Source organism: Streptomyces olivochromogenes (genome assembly GCF_001514115.1).
In the GTDB taxonomy this organism is placed as follows: Bacteria; Actinomycetota; Actinomycetes; order Streptomycetales; family Streptomycetaceae; genus Streptomyces; species Streptomyces olivochromogenes.
In genome coordinates this window covers 36,961-58,518 of record NZ_KQ948453.1, presented here as the reverse complement: position 1 = coordinate 58,518, position 21,558 = coordinate 36,961, and the positions used below count along the sequence as shown (strand labels likewise).

Annotated in this window: 21 protein-coding genes; 8 read left to right on the top strand and 13 right to left on the bottom strand. The window is 71.8% G+C overall.

The window, feature by feature from the left end; genetic code table 11:
* Nucleotides 1-247 precede the first annotated feature (247 nt).
* Both AQJ27_RS09880 and AQJ27_RS09875 read left to right on the top strand, forming a co-directional pair.
* Nucleotides 248-1,417 carry a glycosyltransferase family 39 protein gene (locus AQJ27_RS09880; RefSeq protein ID WP_067364974.1) on the top strand — a complete coding sequence of 390 codons (1,170 nt, stop codon included), beginning with the start codon at nt 248-250 and terminating at the stop codon, nt 1,415-1,417.
* 239 nt (nt 1,418-1,656) lie between these two features.
* Nucleotides 1,657-2,697, top strand: a complete 1,041-nt coding sequence (locus tag AQJ27_RS09875; protein WP_067364971.1) for a phosphatase PAP2 family protein — start codon at nt 1,657-1,659, stop codon at nt 2,695-2,697.
* 107 nt (nt 2,698-2,804) lie between these two features.
* Here the strand turns inward: AQJ27_RS09875 and AQJ27_RS09870 are convergent, their stop codons facing one another.
* Nucleotides 2,805-3,020 (bottom strand): I78 family peptidase inhibitor, encoded by a 216-nt coding sequence (locus AQJ27_RS09870; protein ID WP_067364968.1) that lies wholly within the window; start codon nt 3,018-3,020, stop codon nt 2,805-2,807.
* 414 nt (nt 3,021-3,434) lie between these two features.
* Here AQJ27_RS09870 and ctaD point away from each other — a divergent pair, with 414 nt between their 5' ends.
* Nucleotides 3,435-5,129 carry an aa3-type cytochrome oxidase subunit I gene (gene ctaD / locus AQJ27_RS09865; protein ID WP_067364965.1) on the top strand — a complete coding sequence of 565 codons (1,695 nt, stop codon included), beginning with the start codon at nt 3,435-3,437 and terminating at the stop codon, nt 5,127-5,129.
* Here the strand turns inward: ctaD and AQJ27_RS51935 are convergent.
* From AQJ27_RS51935 to AQJ27_RS09850, 4 genes are all read right to left on the bottom strand, one after another.
* On the bottom strand, nt 5,011-6,048 hold the full coding sequence (locus tag AQJ27_RS51935) for a helix-turn-helix transcriptional regulator (RefSeq protein ID WP_107120675.1): 1,038 nt from the start codon (nt 6,046-6,048) through the stop codon (nt 5,011-5,013). The genes ctaD and AQJ27_RS51935 overlap by 119 nt on opposite strands.
* A gap of 67 nt (nt 6,049-6,115) precedes the next feature.
* Nucleotides 6,116-6,946 (bottom strand): hypothetical protein, encoded by an 831-nt coding sequence (locus AQJ27_RS09860; protein WP_425275200.1) that lies wholly within the window; start codon nt 6,944-6,946, stop codon nt 6,116-6,118.
* 134 nt (nt 6,947-7,080) lie between these two features.
* The gene (locus tag AQJ27_RS09855; RefSeq protein WP_067366342.1) at nt 7,081-8,343 is read right to left on the bottom strand and encodes an ABC transporter substrate-binding protein; all 1,263 of its coding nucleotides are present in this window, start codon (nt 8,341-8,343) and stop codon (nt 7,081-7,083) included.
* A 48-nt stretch (nt 8,344-8,391) separates the two neighbouring features.
* A complete protein-coding gene (locus tag AQJ27_RS09850; protein WP_067364962.1) occupies nt 8,392-8,934 on the bottom strand; it encodes an MTB12 C-terminal domain-containing protein in 543 nt (180 codons plus the stop codon).
* Nucleotides 8,935-9,065: 131 nt separating this feature from the next.
* Here AQJ27_RS09850 and AQJ27_RS09845 point away from each other — a divergent pair, with 131 nt between their 5' ends.
* The 3 genes from AQJ27_RS09845 to AQJ27_RS09835 are packed head-to-tail and all read left to right on the top strand — an operon-like array spanning nt 9,066 to nt 12,939.
* Nucleotides 9,066-9,560, top strand: coding sequence for a hypothetical protein (locus AQJ27_RS09845; protein WP_067364959.1), 495 nt, complete (start codon nt 9,066-9,068; stop codon nt 9,558-9,560).
* Nucleotides 9,560-12,286: an ABC transporter permease subunit gene (locus AQJ27_RS09840; RefSeq protein WP_067364956.1), complete on the top strand. Its 2,727-nt coding sequence runs from the start codon at nt 9,560-9,562 to the stop codon at nt 12,284-12,286. Before AQJ27_RS09845 ends, AQJ27_RS09840 begins: the two co-directional genes overlap by 1 nt.
* On the top strand, nt 12,283-12,939 hold the full coding sequence (locus tag AQJ27_RS09835; protein ID WP_067364953.1) for an ATP-binding cassette domain-containing protein: 657 nt from the start codon (nt 12,283-12,285) through the stop codon (nt 12,937-12,939). Before AQJ27_RS09840 ends, AQJ27_RS09835 begins: the two co-directional genes overlap by 4 nt.
* Here the strand turns inward: AQJ27_RS09835 and AQJ27_RS60140 are convergent.
* Nucleotides 12,936-13,397 carry a transglycosylase family protein gene (locus AQJ27_RS60140; RefSeq protein WP_425275199.1) on the bottom strand — a complete coding sequence of 154 codons (462 nt, stop codon included), beginning with the start codon at nt 13,395-13,397 and terminating at the stop codon, nt 12,936-12,938. The genes AQJ27_RS09835 and AQJ27_RS60140 overlap by 4 nt on opposite strands.
* Nucleotides 13,398-13,497: 100 nt before the next feature.
* Nucleotides 13,498-14,214 (bottom strand): transglycosylase family protein, encoded by a 717-nt coding sequence (locus AQJ27_RS09825; protein WP_067364950.1) that lies wholly within the window; start codon nt 14,212-14,214, stop codon nt 13,498-13,500.
* A 539-nt stretch (nt 14,215-14,753) separates the two neighbouring features.
* Between AQJ27_RS09825 and AQJ27_RS09820 the strand changes: the two genes are divergently transcribed.
* Together AQJ27_RS09820 and AQJ27_RS09815 are read left to right on the top strand one after the other, a co-directional pair.
* On the top strand, nt 14,754-15,527 hold the full coding sequence (locus AQJ27_RS09820; RefSeq protein ID WP_067364947.1) for a hypothetical protein: 774 nt from the start codon (nt 14,754-14,756) through the stop codon (nt 15,525-15,527).
* A 240-nt stretch (nt 15,528-15,767) separates the two neighbouring features.
* A complete protein-coding gene (locus tag AQJ27_RS09815; protein ID WP_067364945.1) occupies nt 15,768-16,175 on the top strand; it encodes a hypothetical protein in 408 nt (135 codons plus the stop codon).
* A gap of 63 nt (nt 16,176-16,238) precedes the next feature.
* On the opposite strand, the gene der is transcribed toward AQJ27_RS09815, so the two are convergent.
* The 6 genes from der to AQJ27_RS09785 form a co-directional block, all read right to left on the bottom strand.
* On the bottom strand, nt 16,239-17,723 hold the full coding sequence (gene der, locus AQJ27_RS09810; RefSeq protein WP_067364942.1) for a ribosome biogenesis GTPase Der: 1,485 nt from the start codon (nt 17,721-17,723) through the stop codon (nt 16,239-16,241).
* Between the two features lie 77 nt (nt 17,724-17,800).
* Entirely contained in the window at nt 17,801-18,514 is a 714-nt protein-coding gene (locus AQJ27_RS09805; protein WP_067364940.1) for a lysophospholipid acyltransferase family protein, read from the bottom strand.
* On the bottom strand, nt 18,472-19,167 hold the full coding sequence (cmk, locus tag AQJ27_RS09800) for a (d)CMP kinase (protein ID WP_067364937.1): 696 nt from the start codon (nt 19,165-19,167) through the stop codon (nt 18,472-18,474). Before cmk ends, AQJ27_RS09805 begins: the two co-directional genes overlap by 43 nt.
* Before the next feature lie 340 nt (nt 19,168-19,507).
* The gene (locus AQJ27_RS09795; RefSeq protein WP_067364935.1) at nt 19,508-20,593 is read right to left on the bottom strand and encodes a prephenate dehydrogenase; all 1,086 of its coding nucleotides are present in this window, start codon (nt 20,591-20,593) and stop codon (nt 19,508-19,510) included.
* On the bottom strand, nt 20,590-20,952 hold the full coding sequence (gene aroH, locus AQJ27_RS09790) for a chorismate mutase (RefSeq protein ID WP_054234458.1): 363 nt from the start codon (nt 20,950-20,952) through the stop codon (nt 20,590-20,592). The genes AQJ27_RS09795 and aroH overlap by 4 nt, the downstream gene beginning before the upstream one ends.
* Nucleotides 20,953-21,107: 155 nt before the next feature.
* Nucleotides 21,108-21,542, bottom strand: coding sequence for a YidB family protein (locus AQJ27_RS09785; RefSeq protein WP_425275198.1), 435 nt, complete (start codon nt 21,540-21,542; stop codon nt 21,108-21,110).
* Between the last annotated feature and the right edge of the window lie 16 nt (nt 21,543-21,558).

Below are 21,558 nucleotides of genomic sequence, written 5' to 3'. Positions count from 1 at the left end.
CCAGATGTTCCCTCGCGTTCGGCGATCCGCTGGGTGGGGACTCCCTGCGGCTGCGGTCCAGGAGGAGCGGGGTCCCGGACGCACGCATCAAAGGCGAGTGAGCGGCCAGAGTACGCGAGTTCCTGTCTCATACACGTGGCGGACCTCTCACGTTCTCCTTGCCGGGCATGTGGCGTACGCCACGCTCCCCTGGTGCACCACGCCCCGGACGGCCGCCCGGTTCCGCCCGCCGTCGATAATCGAGCCCGTGACCGATCTTGAGACGCCCCTCGCGACGCCGCCCGGCGCGAGCGCGCCACGCCGGGCCGCGCCCGCCCTCCTCGGGTACGCCGCGGTACGGGCCCTTGGCGTCCTCACGCTCGCGCTGTGGAGCGCGGCGAACGGCAAGAGCGCCCACACACTGCTGACGGCCCGCTGGGACTCGCTCTGGTACACCCGTGTCGCCGATCTCGGTTACGGCTACGAGGTGCGGCTGCCCAACGGTGACGTGCACTCGAACCTCGCGTTCTTCCCGCTGCTGCCCTGGCTGGAGCGGCTCGTCTCGGCGCTCACCCCTCTGTCGTACGCGGATGCCGGGCTGCTGGTCAGCACGCTGGCCTCGCTCGCCGCGGCCTGGGGGATCTTCGCCGTCGCGGACCACGTGTACGGCCCCCGCGCGGGCGTCTGCGCGGCGCTCGTCTGGGCGGTGCTGCCGGTCGGCGTCGTGCAGTCGATGGCGTACAGCGAGTCCCTGTTCACGGCGCTCGCCGCCTGGTCGCTCTACGCGGTGCTGACCGATCGCTGGGTGACGGCCGGCCTGCTCGCCGCCTTCGCCGGCCTGACCCGTCCGGTGGGGGCCGCGGTGGTCGCGGCCCTGTGGGTGGCGGCCATCGCCTCGTTCGTGCGGGATCGGAGCGCGCACCCCGCGCACGGCGCGCCCGTGCTCCGGCGCGCCCTCGGCATGCTCCTCGCGCCGCTCGGCGCCGCCGGGTATGTGCTCTGGGTCGGCCACCACACAGGCAAGGGGCCACTCGGCTATCTCGACGTCCAGGCGGGCTGGCGCAACGGATTCGACGGCGGGTACGCGTTCGCCCGCTTCGTGGGCGACAAGTTCACGTCATTCCCGTCCGCCCTGGCCGGCGTCGGACTGATCGTCGGAGTCGCACTGGTCGTCTGGCTGTACGTGACATGCGTACGACAGGGCCAGCCGCCGGCGCTGCTGGTGTACGCGGGGATCGTCGTCGCGCTCGCCCTGTGCGCGTCGAGCTACTTCGGCTCGAAACCGCGCCTCCTACTGCCCGCTTTCCCCCTCTTGCTCCCCCTCGCCCTGGCCCTGGCCCGACTGCGTACATCCAGGTCAGCGCTGATTCTCGGTGGCGTGGCGATGGCCTCCGCGCTCTACGGAGCGTTCTGGCTGAACGGCTCCGGTCCGCCATGATCCAGCCGCTGACGCTCGGTGAGCGGCCGGAGAATTCCACCCCAGGATTCGGTGAACGAATTCAAAAGTGGCATAAAACAGAAGCCCGAGCCGATCAATGGAATTGAAGGATCAGGGCGCCGATGATTAGAGAATCATTGGAATTAAACATCGCCCTGAGAGGAATCCCACATCACATCGTCATCACAAAGCGAGTGATTCGGCCTGGAACGCAGCTCACTCGCTGTAACGTCGATTGAGTGCGTACCGAACGAAACCTCACCCGTCTGGACCGGGTCTTCGCCCGGTTGGACCGTGAGCCGGAACGGCCGGCGAACATCGATGTGCCGAAGATGAGCAGGCACAGGGTTGTGCTCTTCGGAGCCACCCTGGCCTTCTACGTGGCCATCGTGTGGGCCGTTGCGATCACATCGTGGCTGGTCCGGTTCGACTGGCAGGTCATGTTCTTCCGGCCCTATCAGCAGTGGCCGGAGATCCACGCGTTCCTCGACTACTACGTGGTGCTGGGCCAGCGCGGCCCCACCGCCGTGATGGTCGCCGCGTGGCTCGGGTGGCGCTCCTGGCGGCAGCACACCCTGCGCCCGATGCTCACGCTGGGCGCCTCACTGCTGCTGCTCAACATCACGGTCGGCGCAGCGAAGCTCGGCATGGGCCGCCTCGGCCCGCACTACGCCATCACGATCGGCTCGAACGAGATGGGTCTGGGCGGCGATATATTCCCTTCGGGCCACACCGCGAACGCCGTCGTGACCTGGGGAATCCTGGCCTACCTGGCCTCCACCCCCCGGGCGAGGCGCTGGCTGTCGGCGCTGTCCGCCGTCACCTCGCTCGGCGTCGGCCTCACCACCGTCTACCTCGGTACGCACTGGCTGAGCGATGTGCTGCTGGGCTGGGCCGCCGGTCTGCTGATCCTGCTGGCGCTGCCGTGGTGCGAGCCGCTGATCGCCCGCGCCGAGACCGGCCTGTTCACCCTGCGCGACGCCTGGCGTGCACGCCGCCGCCGTGCGGTGCCCGCCCCCGTCGAGGCTCCGGTCGGCTCCCCGGTCGGTGCTCCCGTGCTGGTCAAGCAGTCGGTCCCGGTGGACGAGGAGGCTCCGGTGCGCGGGGCGGTGCCCACCGCCCGCCCGCCCCGGGCGCCGGTCTACCTGGCGCCCGGACCCCACACGGCCCGCTCCGAGCGCACTCCGGTCACCCCGGTCGGCAGCCGCCGTCCACCGCACTCGGACCGCGTGGCGCGCACCACCACGACGTCGTCCGCCCGGCCTCTGACAGGCGGCTGAGGCACAACGGACCGATCATGGAGAACAGCGGGGCCGGTACGCACAACCTCCCCGCACGGCGAAGGCCCCCGGCTCGTGAGTCGGGGGCCTTCGCGCGTTCCGTGGCCTCAGCCCTTCCAGCAGCGGGTCACCCGTCCGTCGGTGACCTCGAAGTTCAGCCGCCCCGTGCGGTACTCCATGGTGATGATCGCGCCGGGCGGCAGCGAGCGCACCGTGGACCAGCCGTGCTCCCGGGCGCGGTGCTCGGCATTCCTCGCCTCCAGGCCGACATAGGCCTGCGGACTGTCCTGGGGCTCTGCGGGCGGGGTGGGAATGGGTGCCATGACCGCCACGTTAGGCGGCCGACCGCGGCGGGGGAAGTCCGGGCCCGGACCATGGGTCACCTGTGCCCCTCCGGTCACGCTTCTGTCACAGGATCACGACACGCGTTTCGGCCGAACTCCGTCACACGTACGAGGGGTTCCGTACGTGTCCCGCACGCCTTCGAACGTAATTCGGGACTACCTTGACGCCGTCCCGAATAACCCAATGGAAAGTGCGGAGTCCCCTGTCGAGATCCCGCGGGGGGAAGCCTTTTCATTCTGATTCCGGGGCATGTCGCGGAAGCTGACACCGCATAGGAAATGCACGGTTCCAGCACAGAACCCCCGCACACCCTCTGTCGGAGCGCGGAGCGATGCGAGCACCACGGCGTGAGCTTCAGGCGGGCCCACGGCGCGACGGCGAAGGGGCGAGCAATGGGCACGGAGACCGCGCAGGCGACGGCGCCACCCGTATACAGGAGGCAGCGGCCGGGGCGGCTCGCCGTGGACTGGCTCACCACGACGGACCACAAGAAGATCGGCCACCTCTACCTGATCACGTCTTTCGCCTTCTTTCTCATCGGCGGTCTGATGGCGTTGGTGATGCGCGCCGAACTCGCCCGGCCCGGTCTGCAGATCGTGGACAACAACCAGTTCAACCAGTTGTTCACCCTGCACGGCACGATCATGCTGCTGCTGTTCGCCACCCCGACCTTCGCCGGGTTCGCCAACGAGATCATGCCGCTGCAGATCGGCTCCCCGGACGTCGCCTTCCCCCGCCTGAACATGCTGTCGTACTGGTTGTTCCTCTTCGGCGGCCTGATCGTCCTCGGCTCGCTCATGGTGCCCGACGGACCCGCCTCCTTCGGCTGGTTCGCCTATGCCCCGCTCAACAGTCTGGAGCGCACGCCGACCATCGGTGCCGACATGTGGATCATGGGCCTGGCGCTGACGGGCTTCGGCACGATCCTCGGCGCGGTGAACTTCATCACGACCATCGTCGGGATGCGGGCCCCCGGCATGACGATGTTCCGGCTGCCGATCTTCACCTGGAACATCCTCTTCACCTCGATCCTCGTCCTCTTCGCGTTCCCGGTGCTCGCGGCGGCGCTGCTGGTCCTGGAGGCGGACCGGCGCTTCGGGTCGGTGGTGTTCGAGGCTGCCAACGGCGGCGCGCTGCTGTGGCAGCACCTGTTCTGGTTCTTCGGGCATCCCGAGGTCTACATCATCGCGCTGCCGTTCTTCGGGATCATCACGGAGATCCTGCCGGTCTTCAGCAGGAAGCCGGTCTTCGGCTATCTGACGCTGGTGGCCGCGACGATGACCATCACCGGTCTGTCGATCGTGGTGTGGGCGCACCACATGTTCGCGACGGGCGCGGTGCTGCTGCCGTTCTTCTCCTTCATGTCGTTCATGATCGCGGTGCCCACGGGGGTGAAGTTCTTCAACTGGAGCGGGACGATGATCAATGGCTCGCTCTCCTTCGAGACGCCCATGCTGTGGGCCATCGGCTTCCTGGTGTCGTTCCTGTTCGGCGGTCTGACCGGAGTGATCCTGGCCTCGCCGCCGATGGATTTCGAGGTCACCGACTCGTACTTCGTGGTCGCGCACTTCCACTACGTCGTCTTCGGCACCGTCGTCTTCGCGACCTTCGGCGGCTTCTACTTCTGGTGGCCCAAGTTCACCGGCAAGATGCTCGACGAACGGCTCGGCAAGATCCATTTCTGGACGCTCTTCGTCGGTTTCCACACGACGTTCCTGGTGCAGCACTGGCTGGGTGCCGAGGGCATGCCGCGCCGGTACGCGGACTATCTGGCCGCCGACGGCTTCACGGCGCTCAACACCGTCTCCACGATCGGCGCGTTCCTGCTGGGCATGTCGACGCTGCCGTTCCTCTACAACGTCTGGAAGACGTCCCGGTACGGCACGAAGGTCGAGGTGGACGACCCCTGGGGCTTCGGCCGCTCCCTGGAGTGGGCGACCTCGTGTCCGCCGCCCCGGCACAACTTCGTCACGCTGCCCCGGATCCGCTCCGAGAGCCCGGCGTTCGACCTGCACCATCCCCAGTACGGGGCGATCGATCAGGAGACCGCTCCAGCGCCCGGGACAGCCGGTCCCGGGCCGTCCTGATCGCCTCGGTGAGTTCGGCCGGCTCCAGGACCTCGAACTCGAAGCCCGTCAGCATCACGTGAATCACCATCACGTCGAGGCTCGCGGCGCCGGTGCGCAGGACGCAGCTGTCCTCCCCGGCCGGTTCCAGCGTCCCCGCCGAGGGGGAGATCCGCTCGGCCGCCTCTTCCAGGGGCACGAGGAGCCGGACGACCGCCTGCGAGGCGTAGGCGCGGGTGGAGACCCCTTTGGAGACGTACGCCGCCAGATCCTCGGCCGGTGGCGTACGGGGGGTGAAGCGGGGTCCGTGCGGGGGCCTGGGGGTGATGCGGTCGGCGCGGAACGTGCGCCAGTCGTCGCGGTCGACGTCCCAGGCGACCAGGTACCAGCGGTGTTCGGTGCACACCAGGCGGTGCGGTTCGACGGTCCGTCGGGTCGGGGAGCCGCCGTGGTCGCGGTACTCGAAGCGCAGCCGCTCACCGTCGCGGCAGGCGTGGGCGAGTTCCGTGAGCACGCCCGGGTCCACGGCGGAGGGCTGGGGGCCGCGCAGCATCGGCACGGTGAAGGCGTTGAGGGCGCTCACGCGGCGGCGCAGCCGGCTCGGCAGCACCTGTTCGAGCTTGGCGAGGGCGCGTACGGAGGTCTCGCCGATGCCCTCGATGCCCTGCCCGGCGGCCGTGCGCAGCCCGACCGCGACGGCCACCGCCTCGTCGTCGTCCAGCAGCAGCGGCGGCAGCTCGGCTCCCGCTCCGAGCTGGTAGCCGCCCCCCGTGCCCGGGCTGGCGTTGACGGGATAGCCCAGCTCGCGCAACCGGTCCACATCGCGGCGGATCGTGCGGGGCGTCACGCCCAGACGGTCCGCCAGATCGGCCCCGGACCATTCGCGGTGGGCCTGCAGCAGTGAGAGCAACCGCAGCAGCCGTGCCGATGTCTCCAACATGCCGTCGAGTCTGCCAGCCCTTGCGGACAGCCATGGTCCGCAAGGTGTTCCCGGGCGCCGGGCGCGGTCAGCCGGCCGCGGTGACCGTCACGGACAGGTCGTTGTCCCGCGTGTAGTAGGGCCCGGCCTCCACCGGGCCGTACAGGGTCTTCACCGGCACCCTCGGGTGGATGAGGAAGGGGCGCTTGTCGGCGATGGCGTCGAGCAGCCGCGCGATCCGTACCCGGGGCCCGCCCTCCCCCGCCGGGCGCAGCCACAGGTCCCAGACGCCGGGCCGCAGGGCGCCGTATGTCACCGTGAAGCCGAACTCCGCCTGCTCCACGGCCACTTCCACGCGGATCGGCGGACCGGCCGCGTCCCGGTGGCAGACCTCGGCATACGCGTCCGGCGCGAGGGGAACGCCGTACACCCGGCCTCGTACGCCCAGTCCCCGCTCCCCCCGGTACAGCTCGACGGCCTCCGCGTGCGGGGCCCGCAGCCAGCTGCGCACGGAGAGGTTGCCGTGCCGGGTCGCGTACGGGATGCGGACGGCGACATGGCCGAGGGAGCCGCTGGGGACCCGGGCGACGAGCGAGCGCAGGTCGTCGACGCCCGGGGCCAGCCGTCGCGGCGCGCCTCCCGCGACCTGGGCGTAGGCGTCCCAGCGGCCCTCGGGCAGGGCGACGCCGCTGGGCAGCGCGGCGCGCAGCCGGCCGTCCCCGGTGGGGGTCAGCGGCAGGCTGACCTGCTCGTGGCCCTCGCGGCGGCGCAGCACCAGGAGCGCGGCGCCCGGCTCGCCGGTCTCGGTGACGTCGAAGGTCAGTCCGCCCGCGGAGTCGGCGATGCAGTCGGCGGACGGGGGCACGGCGGCGCCCGGGTCGGCGCGGTGCCGAGCAATCCGCGGGACCGGCGTCATCATGCGAGCGCCCTTTCGTGCGGGGCGGCGCCGCCGGGTCCTCCGTCGGATCCGCCTCCTGTCGGGACAGACCCCGGGCCCGGGTGAATGGTTGCCTCTCATGTGCACATCAGGGCGCGCAGGACAGCCGAGGCGCGTCAGGGCTCGTACGACAGTTGTGGCACCTCGAAGCAGTCGCTGTTCATGTCGCCCTGGGAGACCCAGCCCCTGCCGTCCTCCCAACGGGCCACCGAGACGCAGGTCCGGCGGGTCTTCGGGGGCGTGGGCAGGCGCTCGGAGGAGACGGGGATCAGCAGGCCGCCGGCGGTGTACGGGGCGCCGCGGTTCATGAAGCGGTCGACACACGCGCGTGTGACGCCCGTTTTCGCGCAGGACTTCGCGGCGTCCGTGAACCACATCGCAGCCGCCCAGCCCTCCAGCTGCCACTGGGAGTGCGTCGGCAGGCCCTTGGTGGCGTCCCGGAACGCGCGGACGGCGGCGTCGGAGGTGTCCTCGTAGTTCCGGCTGGATCCGGTCGCCCACAGGGCGTTGCGGCAGCGCGGGGCGTCCTTGTAGTCCTCGGGGACGGTGGACGTCCAGTTCTGCACGTTGGTGACCTTCGCGATGACCTTGGCGCCGACGTCGTCCATCGCCTTGCACAGCTGGGCGTTGCCGTGCGTGTCGAGGGCGTCGAAGACGAGGTCGGCGCCCTGGTCCTTCAGATCGGCCGCTGCGGCACGGAAGTTGGGCAGCGCGAAGTCGACCTGTTCGGTGACCACCTGGTAGCCCTCGGCCTTCAGCCCCCGGGTGACGAGCCGGGCGTACGCGGCCGACGCGGACTGGTTGTAGGAGATCACCGCAGCCGTACGGGCGCCCTGGACGTGCTTGAAGTAGCGGTAGACCTCGGTGCCGCCGTACAGCTTCCCGCCCCAGCCCGGTGTTCCCTCGCGGGGCGCGAGGCTGCCGTAGATCCCGTAGAGGTGCGGATAGGTGTCGTAGGCCGCGCCGATGGGCTGTCCGCCGATGTCGGGCACCCCGGCGGCGGACACGCGGGAGGCGCCCGCGTAGTCGAGGGCGGTGGTGGCGACGAGGGCGACGACCTTGTCCTCGTCGACGAGCCGGTGCACGCATTCGTTGTCGCCCACGCCGCTGCCGCCGTCGTCGCAGGTGCGCACCTCGACCGGGCGGCCGTCGATGCCCCCGCGCGCGTTGAGGCGGTCGAAGTAGGCCTTGGCCCCGTCGCGGGGGCCGGTGAAGGCGGAGCCGCCGACGGGGCTGGTGGCGCTGGTGACGATCCCGACGCGCAGCGGCGCGGTGCTCTGGGGGGCGGGCGTGGTCCGGTGCTCGAAGTCGCTCTCGGGCAGGCGGCTGCCGCAGGCCGCCGTGCCCAGGACGAGTGCCGTGGCCAGCAGGAGCGGCAGGCCCGCGGCGAGGACTCCCTCGGGAACTCCCTTGGGGCGCACGGCGGGTCAGCAGCCGGCCGGGGTCGCGGATCCGTCGCCGCTCAGCGCGACCAGTGCGCAGAGGGTGTTGTCGGAGACCTTCCAGGTGCCGTTCTCGTAGACGGCGGTCCCGGAGGCGTTCGGCAGGGCGGTCGCGCCCTTCAGGGTCAGCGCGTACGTCACCTCGGCGACGGCCGGCGCGGTGAACACGACCTTCTGGACCTGGGCCGCGACCTGCTGACCACGCTTGTCGCCGTTGAAGCCCTGGACGACCGCGGTCATCCTGTCGCCGTTCTCCAGGTAGTTCAGTTTGTCCTTGACGGGGACGGACGGGGAGAAGAACTTCTCCCAGTTCCGCCTGACCTGGTTCTCGGCCGCCGCCGGGTCGTCCGGGCCGGTCGGGCTGGGTGACGCACTGCTGGGCCGCTCCACGGTGGGGGTGGGCGGAGGGGCCGAACTCCCGCCGCCGCTGCTGTCGCCGCACGCCGTGAGGGCCCCGGCGAGGAGGAGGGCGACCAGCGCCGCCACCCCCCGGCCGTTGTCCCGCCTGAGGTCGCTCCCGAGAACCATGCTGGCTCACCACCGGGTGTCGGTCCGGGCCGACCGCGCCCGGAGCTTTCAGGGTCAGCTTCCAGAAGGCATAGTGCAAGTCCATTGGCGGACTTGGAAGACAGACAGCCACACGACGTCTGGGAGCCAGGATGCGGACATCTCGACTGCGGACCGTGCACCCCGTCCTGTGGGCCGGGTGCGCCGCGCTCGCCGCCGGGGCGGTGCTGTGCGTCATCGGCTGGTACGGCGTCTCGGGCGAGCGGTACGCGGAACGGCAGTTGCCCTTCCTCGCGTCCTGCACGGTTCCCGGGGCCGCGCTGATCGTCGCGGGCGCGGTGTTGCTCACGCACGGCAGGAACGCCCTGGCGGCGGCGCGCGTCGAGGAGTTGTACGGGCTGCTGGTGGCGACCGAGCCCGCCGACGCGGAGCGGTCCGAACAGGCGGCCGTGGCGCCGCTCGCCGTCAGCGGGGAGCTGCTGATGGTCCCCGGGGGCACGCTGTGGCATCGCGCGGACTGCCCGCTGGTCGCGGGGAAGCCGGCCGCCGTGCCGGTGGACTCGCGGGTGCTGGCGAGCGGGGAGTTGGGCCCGTGCCCGATCTGTGAGCCGCCCGCGGCCGAGCGGTCGCCCGCGCCGGAGCGGTGATGAGCGGTTCCCTGACGTACGACCTCACGCTGGCCGGGCTCTCGGTCGGCGGCGCGGCGGCGCTCACCGGGATCGGGCTGGTCGTCACCCACCGGGCGACCGGGGTGCTGAACTTCGCGCACGGCGCGATCGCGATGGTGTGCGCGTATCTGCTGCGGCAGTTCACGGTGGTGTGGGGCTGGCCGCTCGCGCTCGGTGCCGCGGTGACGCTGCTGTTGGTGGCCCCCGCGATCGGCGTGGCCCTGGAACGGTTCGTCTTCCGCCCCCTGTCCGTCCTCGGCGGCGACCCGGCGCAGACGCTGGTCGCCTCCCTCGGCGTCTTCGTGCTGCTGGTCGGCGGGGCCGCGCTGGTGTGGGGCACCGGGGCGCGCGCGGACGCGCCGACGCTGGTGTCGGCGGACCCGTGGGGGCAGTTGGCGGTCGCCGTCGCACTGGCGGTCGGGGTGGGGGGCGTGACGCGCTGGACGCGCTTCGGCACGAAACTGCGGGCCGTGGTCGACGACCGCTCGCTCGCCGTGCTCGGCGGCATCGACGCGGACCGGGTGGCCGCCGCGGGCTGGGCGTTCGGCTCCTTCACGGCGGGCCTGACGGGCGTGCTCCTGGCGCCGTACGTACGACTCGATCCGTACGGCATGCCGTTGCTCGTCATGGAGGTGATGGCGGTGGCCGTCGCCGCCCGGATGCGCAGCCTGCCGGTGGCCGTCGTGGTGGCGCTGGGTCTCGGGGTCGCGCAGAGTCAGCTGACGCGGCTGCATCCGGCGGGCTGGGCGGAGCCGCTGCTCCAGGCGGTGGGCGCGAACCTGTTCGTGGTGGCCCTGCTGGTCGCGGCGCTCGTCCTGCCGGGGATCGGCGACCGGGACGTCCTGCCGCGTACGGCGACGGCCCGGGTGGCGACGCCCCCGGGCGCGTGGATCGTCGCGGTCGTGCTGTTCCTGCTGCCGCTCGGCCTCGCGGGCTCGGACCTGCACACCTCGGTGCAGGTGCCCGCGCTGGGTGTGGTGCTCCTGTCCCTGGTCGTGGTGACCGGCCGCGGCGGCCAGATCTCCCTCGGGCAGGCGGCGTACGCGGGTCTGGGCGCCCTCTTCACCGCACTGCTGGCCGCCGGCCGCTTCCCCGGACTGCCCCGGCTGCCCGAACTGGCCGCGCTGGCGGTGGCGGTGGTGCTGGTCGCCCCGCTCGGGGTCCTGACCGGCTGGCCGGCGATCGGCCGCCACGGTCTGGCGCTGGCCCTGGCGACGTTCGCCGTGGGGGTGGGCGTCAGCCGTTTCGTCTTCGCCCAGCCCTACGCGACCTCGGGGCTGTCCCTGGACCGCCCGGCGGGCTTCGACGGCGACCGCGCGTACTACGTGCTCGAACTGGGGCTGCTGGCGGCCGCGCTGCTGGTGACGGCGGCGCTGCGCCAGGGCCGTACGGGCCGCGCCCTGGCCGCGATGCGCGACCACGCGTCGGGCGCCTCCGCGGCGGGCGTGCGGGTCCCTTCGCTGAAGCTGACGGCCTTCGTGGCGGGCGCCGCCCTGGCCGCGCTGGGTGGGGGGATGCTCGGCATGGGTCTGCGCGCCTTCGACGCGACGGCGTACGACCCGGTGCGCGGGCTGCTCTGGTTCGCGGCGGTCGTGGTCCTCGGCGCCGACAGCGCCCTCGGCGCGCTGGCCGCGGCGGCGTTGCTGGTGGGGCTCGACGCGGGGGCGCGCGGCGGGGTGGCGGCCGCACTGTTCGGGGTGCTCGCGGTGTTCGTCGGCCGGTTCCCCGGTGGCCCGTACGAGGCTCTGCGCACGGCGACGTCACGGCTCCGGCCGCGCCGCCGGGCGACGCCGACCCCGCTGGGGGCGCGGGTGCGGCGACGGCTGCGGGCGGTGGAGACGGGGCCCACCGGCCGGCCGGACGGCATCGAGCCGGAAGCGGCCGCCGCGCCACCGGGCGCCGGTGACCGTCCAGGTCCCGACGGACCCACGAGGACGGCCCGAGGTCCAAAAGCAGCAACACCCGGGCGGGACACGACATCGCGCAGGCCGAGCGCCCCGCACCCTCCGGCCGTGCCGCCGCCCGGATCTCTGTTCGCCCAACAGATACGGGTCGCCTACGACGGGTTCACCGCGCTCGACGGGATCGATCTCGAGGTCCGGCCCGGGTGGGTCACCGCCGTCGTGGGGCCCAACGGGGCCGGCAAGAGCACCCTGTTCCACTGCCTCGCCGGAACGCTCCGACCGTCGCACGGCCACATACTGTTCGGCGAACGGGACATCACCCGGCTCGCCGCGCACGCCCGGACCCGGCTCGGCATCGCGCGGACCTTCCAGCAGCTGGCCGTCTTCCCCTCGTTGACGGTGGCCGAGAACGTCCAGGTGGGGGCGGAGCAGGGCCGGATCGCGGACCCCGCCGCGGCGGAGAGGGCGTTGCGGCTGTTCGGGCTCGACGGGCCGGTCCGCGCGCTGCCCGCCGAGGGACTGCCGACCGGGACGCTCAGACGCGTCGAGCTGGCGCGGGCCCTCGCGGGAAGTCCGCACGTGCTGCTGCTCGACGAGCCCGCCGCGGGCCTGGACACCGCCGAAGTGACCGCGCTGGCCCGGGTACTGCGCGCGCTCGCCGCGGACGGCACGGCCCTGCTGGTCGTCGAGCACGACCTCGATCTGGTCGCCGACCTCGCCGACGTCGTCCATGTCATGACCGCCGGACGCGTCGTCACCTCAGGACCCGCAGGCCACGTACTGGAGCGGGGGCGCGGATGAACATCTCCCTGCGCCACGCGCGCGTGCGCTACGGCCCCCTGGAGGCCCTGCACGGCGTGACCCTGGTCGCGCCCGGCCCCGGCCTCACCGTGCTGCTCGGCCGCAACGGCTCGGGCCGTACGACCGCCCTGCGCGCCCTCGCGGGAACCGTGCCGCTGTCCGACGGCGCCGTCGTCTGGGACGGGGTGGACGTGACCCGGCTGCCCGCCTTCGAGCGGGCCCGGCGCGGGTTGTGCCTGGTCCCGGAGCGTGGGGCCGTCTTCGGCTCGCTCACGGTCCGCGAGCACCTGGAGCTGACCACGCCGGACTTCGCTCCCGTCCTCGGCGCGTACCCGCAGTTGGAGCCCCTCCTTCCGCGCCGCGCCGGCACCCTCTCCGGGGGCGAGCAGCGCATGCTCGCCCTCTCCCGCGCCCTGTTGGCACACGCGCGTGTGGTGCTCGTCGACGAGCCCGCGCAGGGCATGTCACCGGCGGTCGCGGCCCGCACGTACGAACTCCTCGGCGGCCTCGACGCGTGCGTGGTGGTCGCCGAGCAGCGGCTGCCGCCCGGTCTGCGCGAACGGGCGGGCCGCACGACGTACGTCCATGAACTGCGCCGGGGCGCGGTCGCGTTCAGCGGGGAGGCGGCCGAAGTGCGCCGCCGGCAGACCTAGAACGTCCGACCGGGGTTCACCACACGTGTATGGCCCCGGAGTTTGTACCTCTTGGCGCAGACGGGCCAGGCGCCCCACCCCTGGGCGGCCACCACCCGCTTGGCGACCTTGATCTGCTCCTTCCGCCGGGCCAGATCCGCGCGCGGGGCGTACGCCCGGCCGCCGAACGCCACCCAGGTGGACTGCCTGAACTGCAGTCCTCCGTAGTGGTGGTTTCCGGTGTTCGCGTGCCAGCGGCCGCCGCTCTCGCACTTGGCGAGGCAGCCCCAGGGCCAGTGGTCCCGCGCGCAGCCGTGCGACACCCGCCCCGCCCACGGGCCGGAGAACGAGGCCGGGAACGGGGACGCGACGGCCGCCCTCGCGGGAACGGGGACGGCCAGGGTGGCGGCGACCGCGGTCGCGGCCACGTACCGCATGCGCATGCTCAACAGGGGCGATGGCGTCGGCTCGAGGTGCATCGGGTCACGCTAAACAGCACACCGGGCACATCCGCCCCGCCGCGCCCGGGGCCCCACCCGGTCGGAGGACCGGGGTGGGGCGGCGGGGTGGAGCCGGGGCTCAGAGGTCGAGCCGCTGGCCGGGCATGATCAGGTCGGGGTCACCGCCGATGACCGCCCGGTTGGCGGCGTAGATCTTCCGCCAGGTCGTTCCGTGCCGCTCCGCGATGCCGCTCAGGGTGTCGCCGCCGCGGACGGTGTAGTCGCCGCGGGACGCCGCGCGGTTCGTGTGGCCGGATGCGCGCGCCGGGGCCTCGGACGTCTGTACGGGGGCCGACTTGGTCGTCGACTTGGTGGGAGCCGACTCGGAGGCCGACTTCGATGTCGACCTGGGTGCCGCCTTGGGTGCCGACTTCGTGGTGGCCGACCCTCCGGACGACGCGGCGCCCGAGGACGCGGGTGCGTTGCCGTACGCTCCGGCCCGCGCCGAACAGGTGGGCCAGGCGCCCCATCCCTGTGCGTTCTGGACCTTGGTGGCAACGGCTATCTGGGCGGTCTTGGAGGCCTTGTCGGCGGTCGACGCGTAGGCCGCACCGCCGTACGCCCGCCAGGTGCCGGCGGAGAACTGCAGTCCTCCGTAGTAGCCGTTGCCGGTGTTGATGTGCCAGTTTCCGCCGCTCTCGCACTTGGCGATGCGGTCCCACACTGCGCTGTCGGCCGCGGCGGCGTTGCCGGTCGCGGCGAGCAGTCCGAGCGGGGCGAGCAGAGCCGCCCCGGTGAGGACCGCCGTCGTACGCGTCGTACGAACCTTACGAGTGTTATCGGCACATGCGGACATGTAGTTCCCTCTCGAAACACCCGGGATCCCCCAAGGCGGGGCGCGACTTCCTGCGCGTAGGACGCGGTCGTCGTGCTCCGCCCCGTCCGCCGGAGGTGGTGCTGCGAACCAGTCGTACGGTTCGGCCGGCGGACGTACCCGAGCGGTGCTCTGTGCACACGGCCGAGAAATCTATGGAGAAGGTCGCCCCGATATCAACCAACTCCATGTCATTCGAGGCCAGTTCATAGTTACCGCGGGTATCGGCGATTTTCAGCCACCCACTTCATAGGCTGATTTCAGGATTTGTCGACCAGCCGCTCAAGTGACCTGTGACCCACTTCACGGAACCAACTTCCTTGAACACGCACGAAGTTGGCTCGGAGTAACAGATTCCGCACAAGGGATCACCCTGCGCGTCGGATGGTTCGATTCCGTTCGCTCCCGGGCGTGACTCCGGCCACAGATCGCCCGTTGTCATCTTCATGAGCCGGGACCCCCGGATTCATGGGCCGGGAGCCACCCGGCATCGCCACGCACCGCATCCCGAGGAGCCACCCGTGCCGCGCATGCTCGACGTCAGCGACGACGTACGCGCCGAGATCGGCGACGAAGAAGCCGACCGGCTGCTCGCCGGAGAGAACGCCCCGGGCAGTTACGACTGCACGTCCTGCCGCACCCCGGGCGACTCGGAACAGGAGCGCACCAGCACCGTCCTGTTCATCGGCGACGAGACCGCCGTCCTCGCCTTCGCCCACGCCACCTGTCTGCCCTCACAGGTCGTCCAGGTCACCGAGGCGCAACTCCAGGGCGCCGTACGCTCGATCAACCCCGACGGCGTGCCCGCCCAGGCCGCGCCCGAGCAGGCCGTGCTCGGCGTCACCAGCGGACTCGTCCTGATCAGCGGCGAGTTGCACCCCGCGCTCGTCGTCGAACCGACGGGGCCCATCGTGCGGCCCGGCTCGACGGACATCGGTGACGACTTCCTGCCGCTCCTCATCGAACAGGGGTTCATGCCGGTGACCGAGCTGAGCTCGGTGCCGCCGGTGCTGCACGGGTGGTCCGTGCTGCTCGCCATGGGACAGCTGCACGCCGTGCTCCAGCCGGGCACCGGGGGCGGGTCGCCCGTCGCCTGGTGGCAGGCGCACCAGGCGCTCCAGGTCGCGGAGAGCTGGCGGGCCGCCGCCAACAAGCACCAGCAGGTGCTGCTGTTCGCTGCGCCGGTCGGGTCGATCGGGCGGCAGCCGCGGGAGGATCTGCTGCGGGACGCCCTGGACAAGGCGGCGGCGAACGGGAAGTTGGTGGCTGCCGCGATGCCGCTCGCCGGAACGTGAGCGTTCCACTGGGTTGAACCGGGTGCGGGGGTGCGTGGTCGGCTGCGGGTCGTGTGTGGCTGGTCGCGCGGTTCCCCGCGCCCCTTGTCGGGGCGCGACAGGTGCGTTCCTCGGCCGCGGGTCCGTCGTGGCCGAGCGCGCGGTTCCCCGCGCCCCTGAAGGGCTTGCGCCCCTGGCGGGGCGGGGGGGGGAGCAATGGTGTGACCGCATCTGTTGGGCTGTGGGGTCGTTGGCACATACGTGCACACCTACGACGCCCCCCGCCGCCAGCCCTTCCAGCCGATCCCGGCCGCGCGAGCGGCTCAGGATCCTCCGGTCGGCCCATCGGCCACGCCGATCTATGACGCGCTCTACGCCGAGTGGGTCAGATCGTTCAGGGCCCTGCCCGGCGACCGCCACGGCGAGGACCAGCTCGGCTTCACGGCTTTCGGGGTCCTGACACAGGGTTCCAGCGCGTACGGCGGATCCTCGTACCCTTCGTCGTACAGCTCCTACAGCGCGGGGGCGTACTCCGCGCGCAACGGCGGCTCCCAGCACGGTCACGGCGCGTCGACGACCGGCGTCTGGCAACCGGTGGCACGCCAGCACGGTACGGGACTGCACCCCATCCCGGCCGCGCTGCCACCCGCGCCCCGCAGGGGGCTGTGAGCAGAAACGGTTGAACAGGTGAGGGGCGGCTCCCATGGGAGCCGCCCCTCACCTGTCGCTACGTCACTTCTTCTTGGCGCCGCGCTTCTCGCGCACCCGCACGGAGATATGGATCGGCGTCCCCTCGAAGCCGAACTCCTCGCGCAGCCGGCGCTCGATGAAGCGCCGGTAACCGTGCTCGATGAAGCCGGAGGCGAAGAGCACGAACCGCGGGGGCTTGGTGCCGGCCTGCGTTCCGAAGAGGATGCGGGGCTGCTTTCCGCCGCGGACCGGGTGCGGGTGGGCGGCGACGAGCTCGCCGAGGAAGGCGTTCAGACGACCGGTCGGGACACGGGTCTCCCAGCCGTCCAGGGCCGCCTCGATCGCGGGGACGAGCTTCTCCATGTGCCGTCCGGTGCGCGCCGAGACGTTCACGCGGGGGGCCCACGCCACCTGGAGGAGCTCGGTCTCGATCTCCCGCTCCAGGTAGTAGCGGCGCTCCTCGTCGAGGGTGTCCCACTTGTTGAAGGCGAGGACGATCGCGCGGCCCGCGTCGACGGCCATCGTCACGATGCGCTGGTCCTGTACGGAGATGGTCTCGGACGCGTCGATCAGGATGACCGCGACCTCGGCCTTCTCGACGGCGGCGGCCGTGCGCAGCGAGGCGTAGTAGTCGGCGCCCTGCTGGAGGTGGACGCGCTTGCGGATGCCCGCCGTGTCGACGAACTTCCAGGTGATGCCGCCGAGTTCGATGAGCTCGTCGACCGGGTCACGGGTGGTGCCCGCGACCTCGTTGACGACCACACGGTCCTCGTTCGCCACCTTGTTCAGGAGGGAGGACTTGCCGACGTTCGGGCGGCCGATGAGGGCGATGCGGCGGGGGCCGCCCACCGCGGTGCCGAAGGTCTGCGCCGGAGCCTCGGGCAGCGCCTCCAGGACGGCGTCCAGCATGTCGCCGGTGCCGCGGCCGTGCAGCGCGGACACGGGGTGCGGCTCGCCGAGACCGAGGGCCCAGAGGTACGAGGCGTCGGACTCGCCGCTCATGCCGTCGACCTTGTTGGCGCACAGGACGACGGGCTTGCCGGCCTTGCGGAGAAGGCGTACGACCGCCTCGTCGGTGTCGGTCGCACCGACCTTGGCGTCGACGACGAAGACGACCGCGTCGGCGGCCTCGATCGCGTACTCGGCCTGCGCGGCCACGGACGCGTCGATGCCGAGGACGTCCTGCTCCCAGCCGCCGGTGTCGACGAGCTTGAAGCGGCGGCCCGCCCACTCGGCCTCGTAGGTGACGCGGTCGCGGGTGACGCCGGGCTTGTCCTCGACGACCGCCTCGCGGCGGCCGATGATCCGGTTCACCAGGGTCGACTTGCCGACGTTGGGCCGGCCGACGACGGCGAGGACGGGCAGCGGGCCGTGGCCCGCCTCGTCGATCGCGCCCTCGACGTCCTCGATGTCGAAGCCCTCTTCCGCGGCGAGCTCCATGAACTCCGCGTACTCGGCATCGCCAAGCGCCCCGTGCTCGTGCTCGGCCGGGCCGGCCGAGCCGTCGGGCTGGATGTGGTCGTTCATGAAGTCCGTACCTCGTCGTTCATCGTGGTGATCGGTGGACCGCCCGCATATCGGGTGATCCACTACTCAAGTGTCGCCTAGTGCCCGGTGGGGCGCCCGGCGTTTTCCGGGCGTCCGGTGAGACGCCTGGCGTGGTCCAGGTGGGCGCTCAGCTGCTTCTGGATGCGTGCGGTCGCCTCGTCGAGCGCCGTGCGGGTACGCCGTCCGCTGCCGTCGCCCGCCTCGAAGGGGTCTCCGAAGACGACGTCGACCCGGCTGCGCAGCGGGGGCAGCGCCTTTGTCAACCGGCTGCTCTTCTCGGAACTTCCCAGGACCGCCACCGGGACGATCGGCGCGCCGGAGCGGACCGCGAAGTACGCGAGTCCGGCACGCAGCGAGGCGAAGTCGCCGTCGCCGCGGGTGCCCTCCGGGAAGATCCCGAGCACGCCACCGGACGACAGGACGCCGAGGGCGTCGGTGATGGCGGTGCGGTCGGTGGTCGCACGGTCCACCTTCACCTGGCCGATGGCGAGGAGGAAGGGGTCGAGCGGGCCGATGAAGGCTTCCTTCTTGATCAGGAAGTGGGTGGGGCGGGGCGCCACGCCCATGACCATCGGGCCGTCGATGTTGTGCGAGTGGTTCACCGCCAGGATCGCCGGGCCGGTCGCGGGGACCTTCCAGGCGCCGAGCACGCGCGGCTTCCACAGCCCGTACATCAGGCCGACGCCGATACGGCGCCCTACCTCGGCGCCTCTCTCGGAGGGTGCGGTCACTTGGCGGCCCGCTTCTCCTCGACAAGGGTGACGACGCACTCGATGACCTGCTGGAGCGTGAGGTCGGAGGTGTCCACCTCGACCGCGTCGTCCGCCTTGGCGAGGGGGGAGGTCTTACGGCTGGAGTCGGCGGCGTCCCGCTTGAGCAGGGCCTCGCGGGTGCTGTTGACGTCCGCGCCCTTCAGCTCACCGCTGCGGCGGGAGGCACGCGCCTCCGGGGAAGCGGTGAGGAAGATCTTCAGATCGGCGTCCGGCAGCACGGTGGTGCCGATGTCGCGTCCCTCGACGACTATCCCCAGCTCGGCGGCGGCCGCGATCGAACGCTGCAGCTCGGTGATCCGGGTGCGCACCTCGGGCACCGCGCTGACCGCGCTGACCTTGGAGGTGACCTCCTGGGTGCGGATCGGGCCCGCGACGTCGGTCCCGTCGACCGTGATGGCCGGCGCGGACGGGTCGGTCCCGGAGATGATCTCCGGCTTCCCGGCCACGGCGGCGATCGCGGTCGGGTCCGTGATGTCGATGTCGTTGGTCACCATCCACCAGGTGATCGCCCGGTACTGCGCGCCCGTGTCCAGGTAGCTGAGGCCCAGCTTCGCGGCCACGGCCTTGGACGTGCTCGACTTGCCCGTGCCGGAGGGGCCGTCGATGGCGACAATCACTGCCGGGGCGGGCCGGGCGGCGCCGTTTTCCACGGTGGGAACACCTTCCTGGTGCGGGGTGGAGGTCTGTGCTGGGCACGATCGCGCCCAGCACAAGGTTACTGTCTCCCCGGACCCCGCATTACTGGCCCTTCCCGGGCCCACCGCACGGGAAGGCCCGGCGCCGCCCCGGGGCAGGCCGCCCCGTGCCGGACGACGGCCCTACTGCCGCAGCGCCCAGCCCCGCACCGAACCTCGACGCCGCGCTCGCACTGCTCGGCGCCAGGGCGCCTCTCAGGCTTCGCACGGCTGCGCCGGCCTCCGGCCGTCGGCGACAGCTGATGAGCCCATGCCACGGCCCGCAACTCAGGCCGCCGCGGGCCGGACCGCGGCTCTACTGCCGCAGCGCCCAGCCCCGTTCCCGCAGTGCCGTGCTCAGCACCGGTGCCGCCTTCGGGTCCACCATCAGCTGGACGAGGCCGGCCTGCTGTCCGGTCGCGTGCTCGATGCGTACGTCCTCGATGTTGACCCCGGCGGCCCCCGCGTCGGCGAAGATGCGGGCCAGCTGGCCGGGCTGGTCGTCGATGAGGACGGCCACCGTCTCGTACGTCAGAGGCGCGGCACCGTGCTTGCCTGGGACGCGGACCTGGCCCGCGTTGCCACGGCGCAGGACGTCCTCGATGCCGCTCGCGCCCTCGCGCCGCTTGGCCTCGTCGGAGGACTGGAGGGCCCGCAGGGCCTGGACGGTCTCGTCGAGGTCGGCGGAGACGTCCGCGAGGAGGTCGGCGACCGGGCCCGGGTTCGCGGAGAGGATGTCGATCCACATCCGGGGGTCGGAGGCCGCGATCCGGGTCACGTCACGGATGCCCTGCCCGCACAGCCGTACCGCCGCCTCCTCCGCGTTCTCCAGGCGCGCGGCGACCATGCTGGACACCAGGTGCGGCATGTGGGAGACGAGCGCGACCGCGCGGTCGTGGGCGTCGGCGTCCATGACGACCGGGACGGCACGGCAGTGCGACACCAGCTCGAGGGCGAGGTTCAGGACCTCGGTGTCCGTGTCCCGGGTGGGGGTGAGGACCCAGGGTCGGCCTTCGAAGAGGTCGCCCGTCGCGGCCAGCGGGCCCGACTTCTCGCGGCCCGACATGGGGTGCGAACCGATGTACGCGGACAGGTCGAGGCCGAGCGCCTCCAGCTCGCGGCGCGGACCGCCCTTGACGCTCGCCACGTCGAGGTAGCCGCGCGCGACCCCGCGCCGCATGACGTCCGCGAGCGTCGCCGCCACGTGCGCCGGCGGGGCCGCCACGATTGCGAGGTCCACGGGCCCGCCGGGCGCCACGTCGGTGCCTGCGCCGAGCGCGGCCGCCGTACGGGCCTGCTCCGGGTCGTGGTCGGTGAGGTGGACGACGACGCCCCGCTGGGAGAGCGCGAGGGCCGCCGACGTACCGATCAGCCCGGTTCCGATGACGAGCGCGGTTCTCACTGGGCGATGTCCTTGCGCAGCGCGCCCGCGGCGCCCAGGTAGACGTGCGCGATGTCGGCGCGGGGCTTGTCGGACTCGATGTGCGCGAGGACCCGTACGACCCGGGGCATCGCGCCCTCGATGTCCAGCTCCTGCGCGCAGATCAGCGGTACGTCGACGATGCCGAGCTTGCGGGCGGCGGCGGCCGGGAAGTCGCTGTGCAGATCGGGCGTCGCGGTGAACCAGATGCTGATGAGGTCGTCGGTGGTGAGACCGTTGCGCTCCAGGACGGCGGTGAGCAGCTCGCTGACCTGCTCGTCCATGTGGCCGGCCTCGTCCCGTTCCAGTTGGACGGCGCCCCGGACCGCTCGTACCGCCACGGTGTCACTCCTCGCTGAGCCGAGCTACGCACCTGTCGTATCTCGTCGTATGTCGTCGTGTCTCGTCTTGTCACACCAGCGTAGTCAGGCCGCAACGCGCGAGTGCGCGGCGCCCGCCTGACGAGACGGCCGCCGCGCACGAAAAGGAGCACGTCTCAGAGCGACTGCTGCTTGATCAGGTCCTCCAGGGAGGCGCCCGGCTGCGGCAGCTCTCCGCTCGGAGTCAGTTTGTCGACCGCCTGGGGCAGGTGCTGGGCGATCTGGTCCGCGGCCTCCTGCGGGCTGACGCCGGTCTGTGCGGCGACCTCCTGGAGGGTGTTGTCGGGCAGGGCCTGGGTGATCTGCTCACCGCTGACGGGCTTGTTCTCACCCGTGCCGATCCACGACTGGGCCTGGTCCATCAGGCCGGACTTGGTGAGCATGTCGAGCAGGCCGCCCAGGGGATTGCCGCCGGCCGCCTGGCCACCGCCCAGGGCGCCGAGCAGCGCGCCGAGGATGTTGCCCGCGCCGGAACCGCCGGAACCGCCCTGGCCGCCTCCGCCGAGGAGACCGCCGAGCAGGCCGCCGAGATCGTTACCCGCCATGGTCACGCCTTTCGGGAATGAG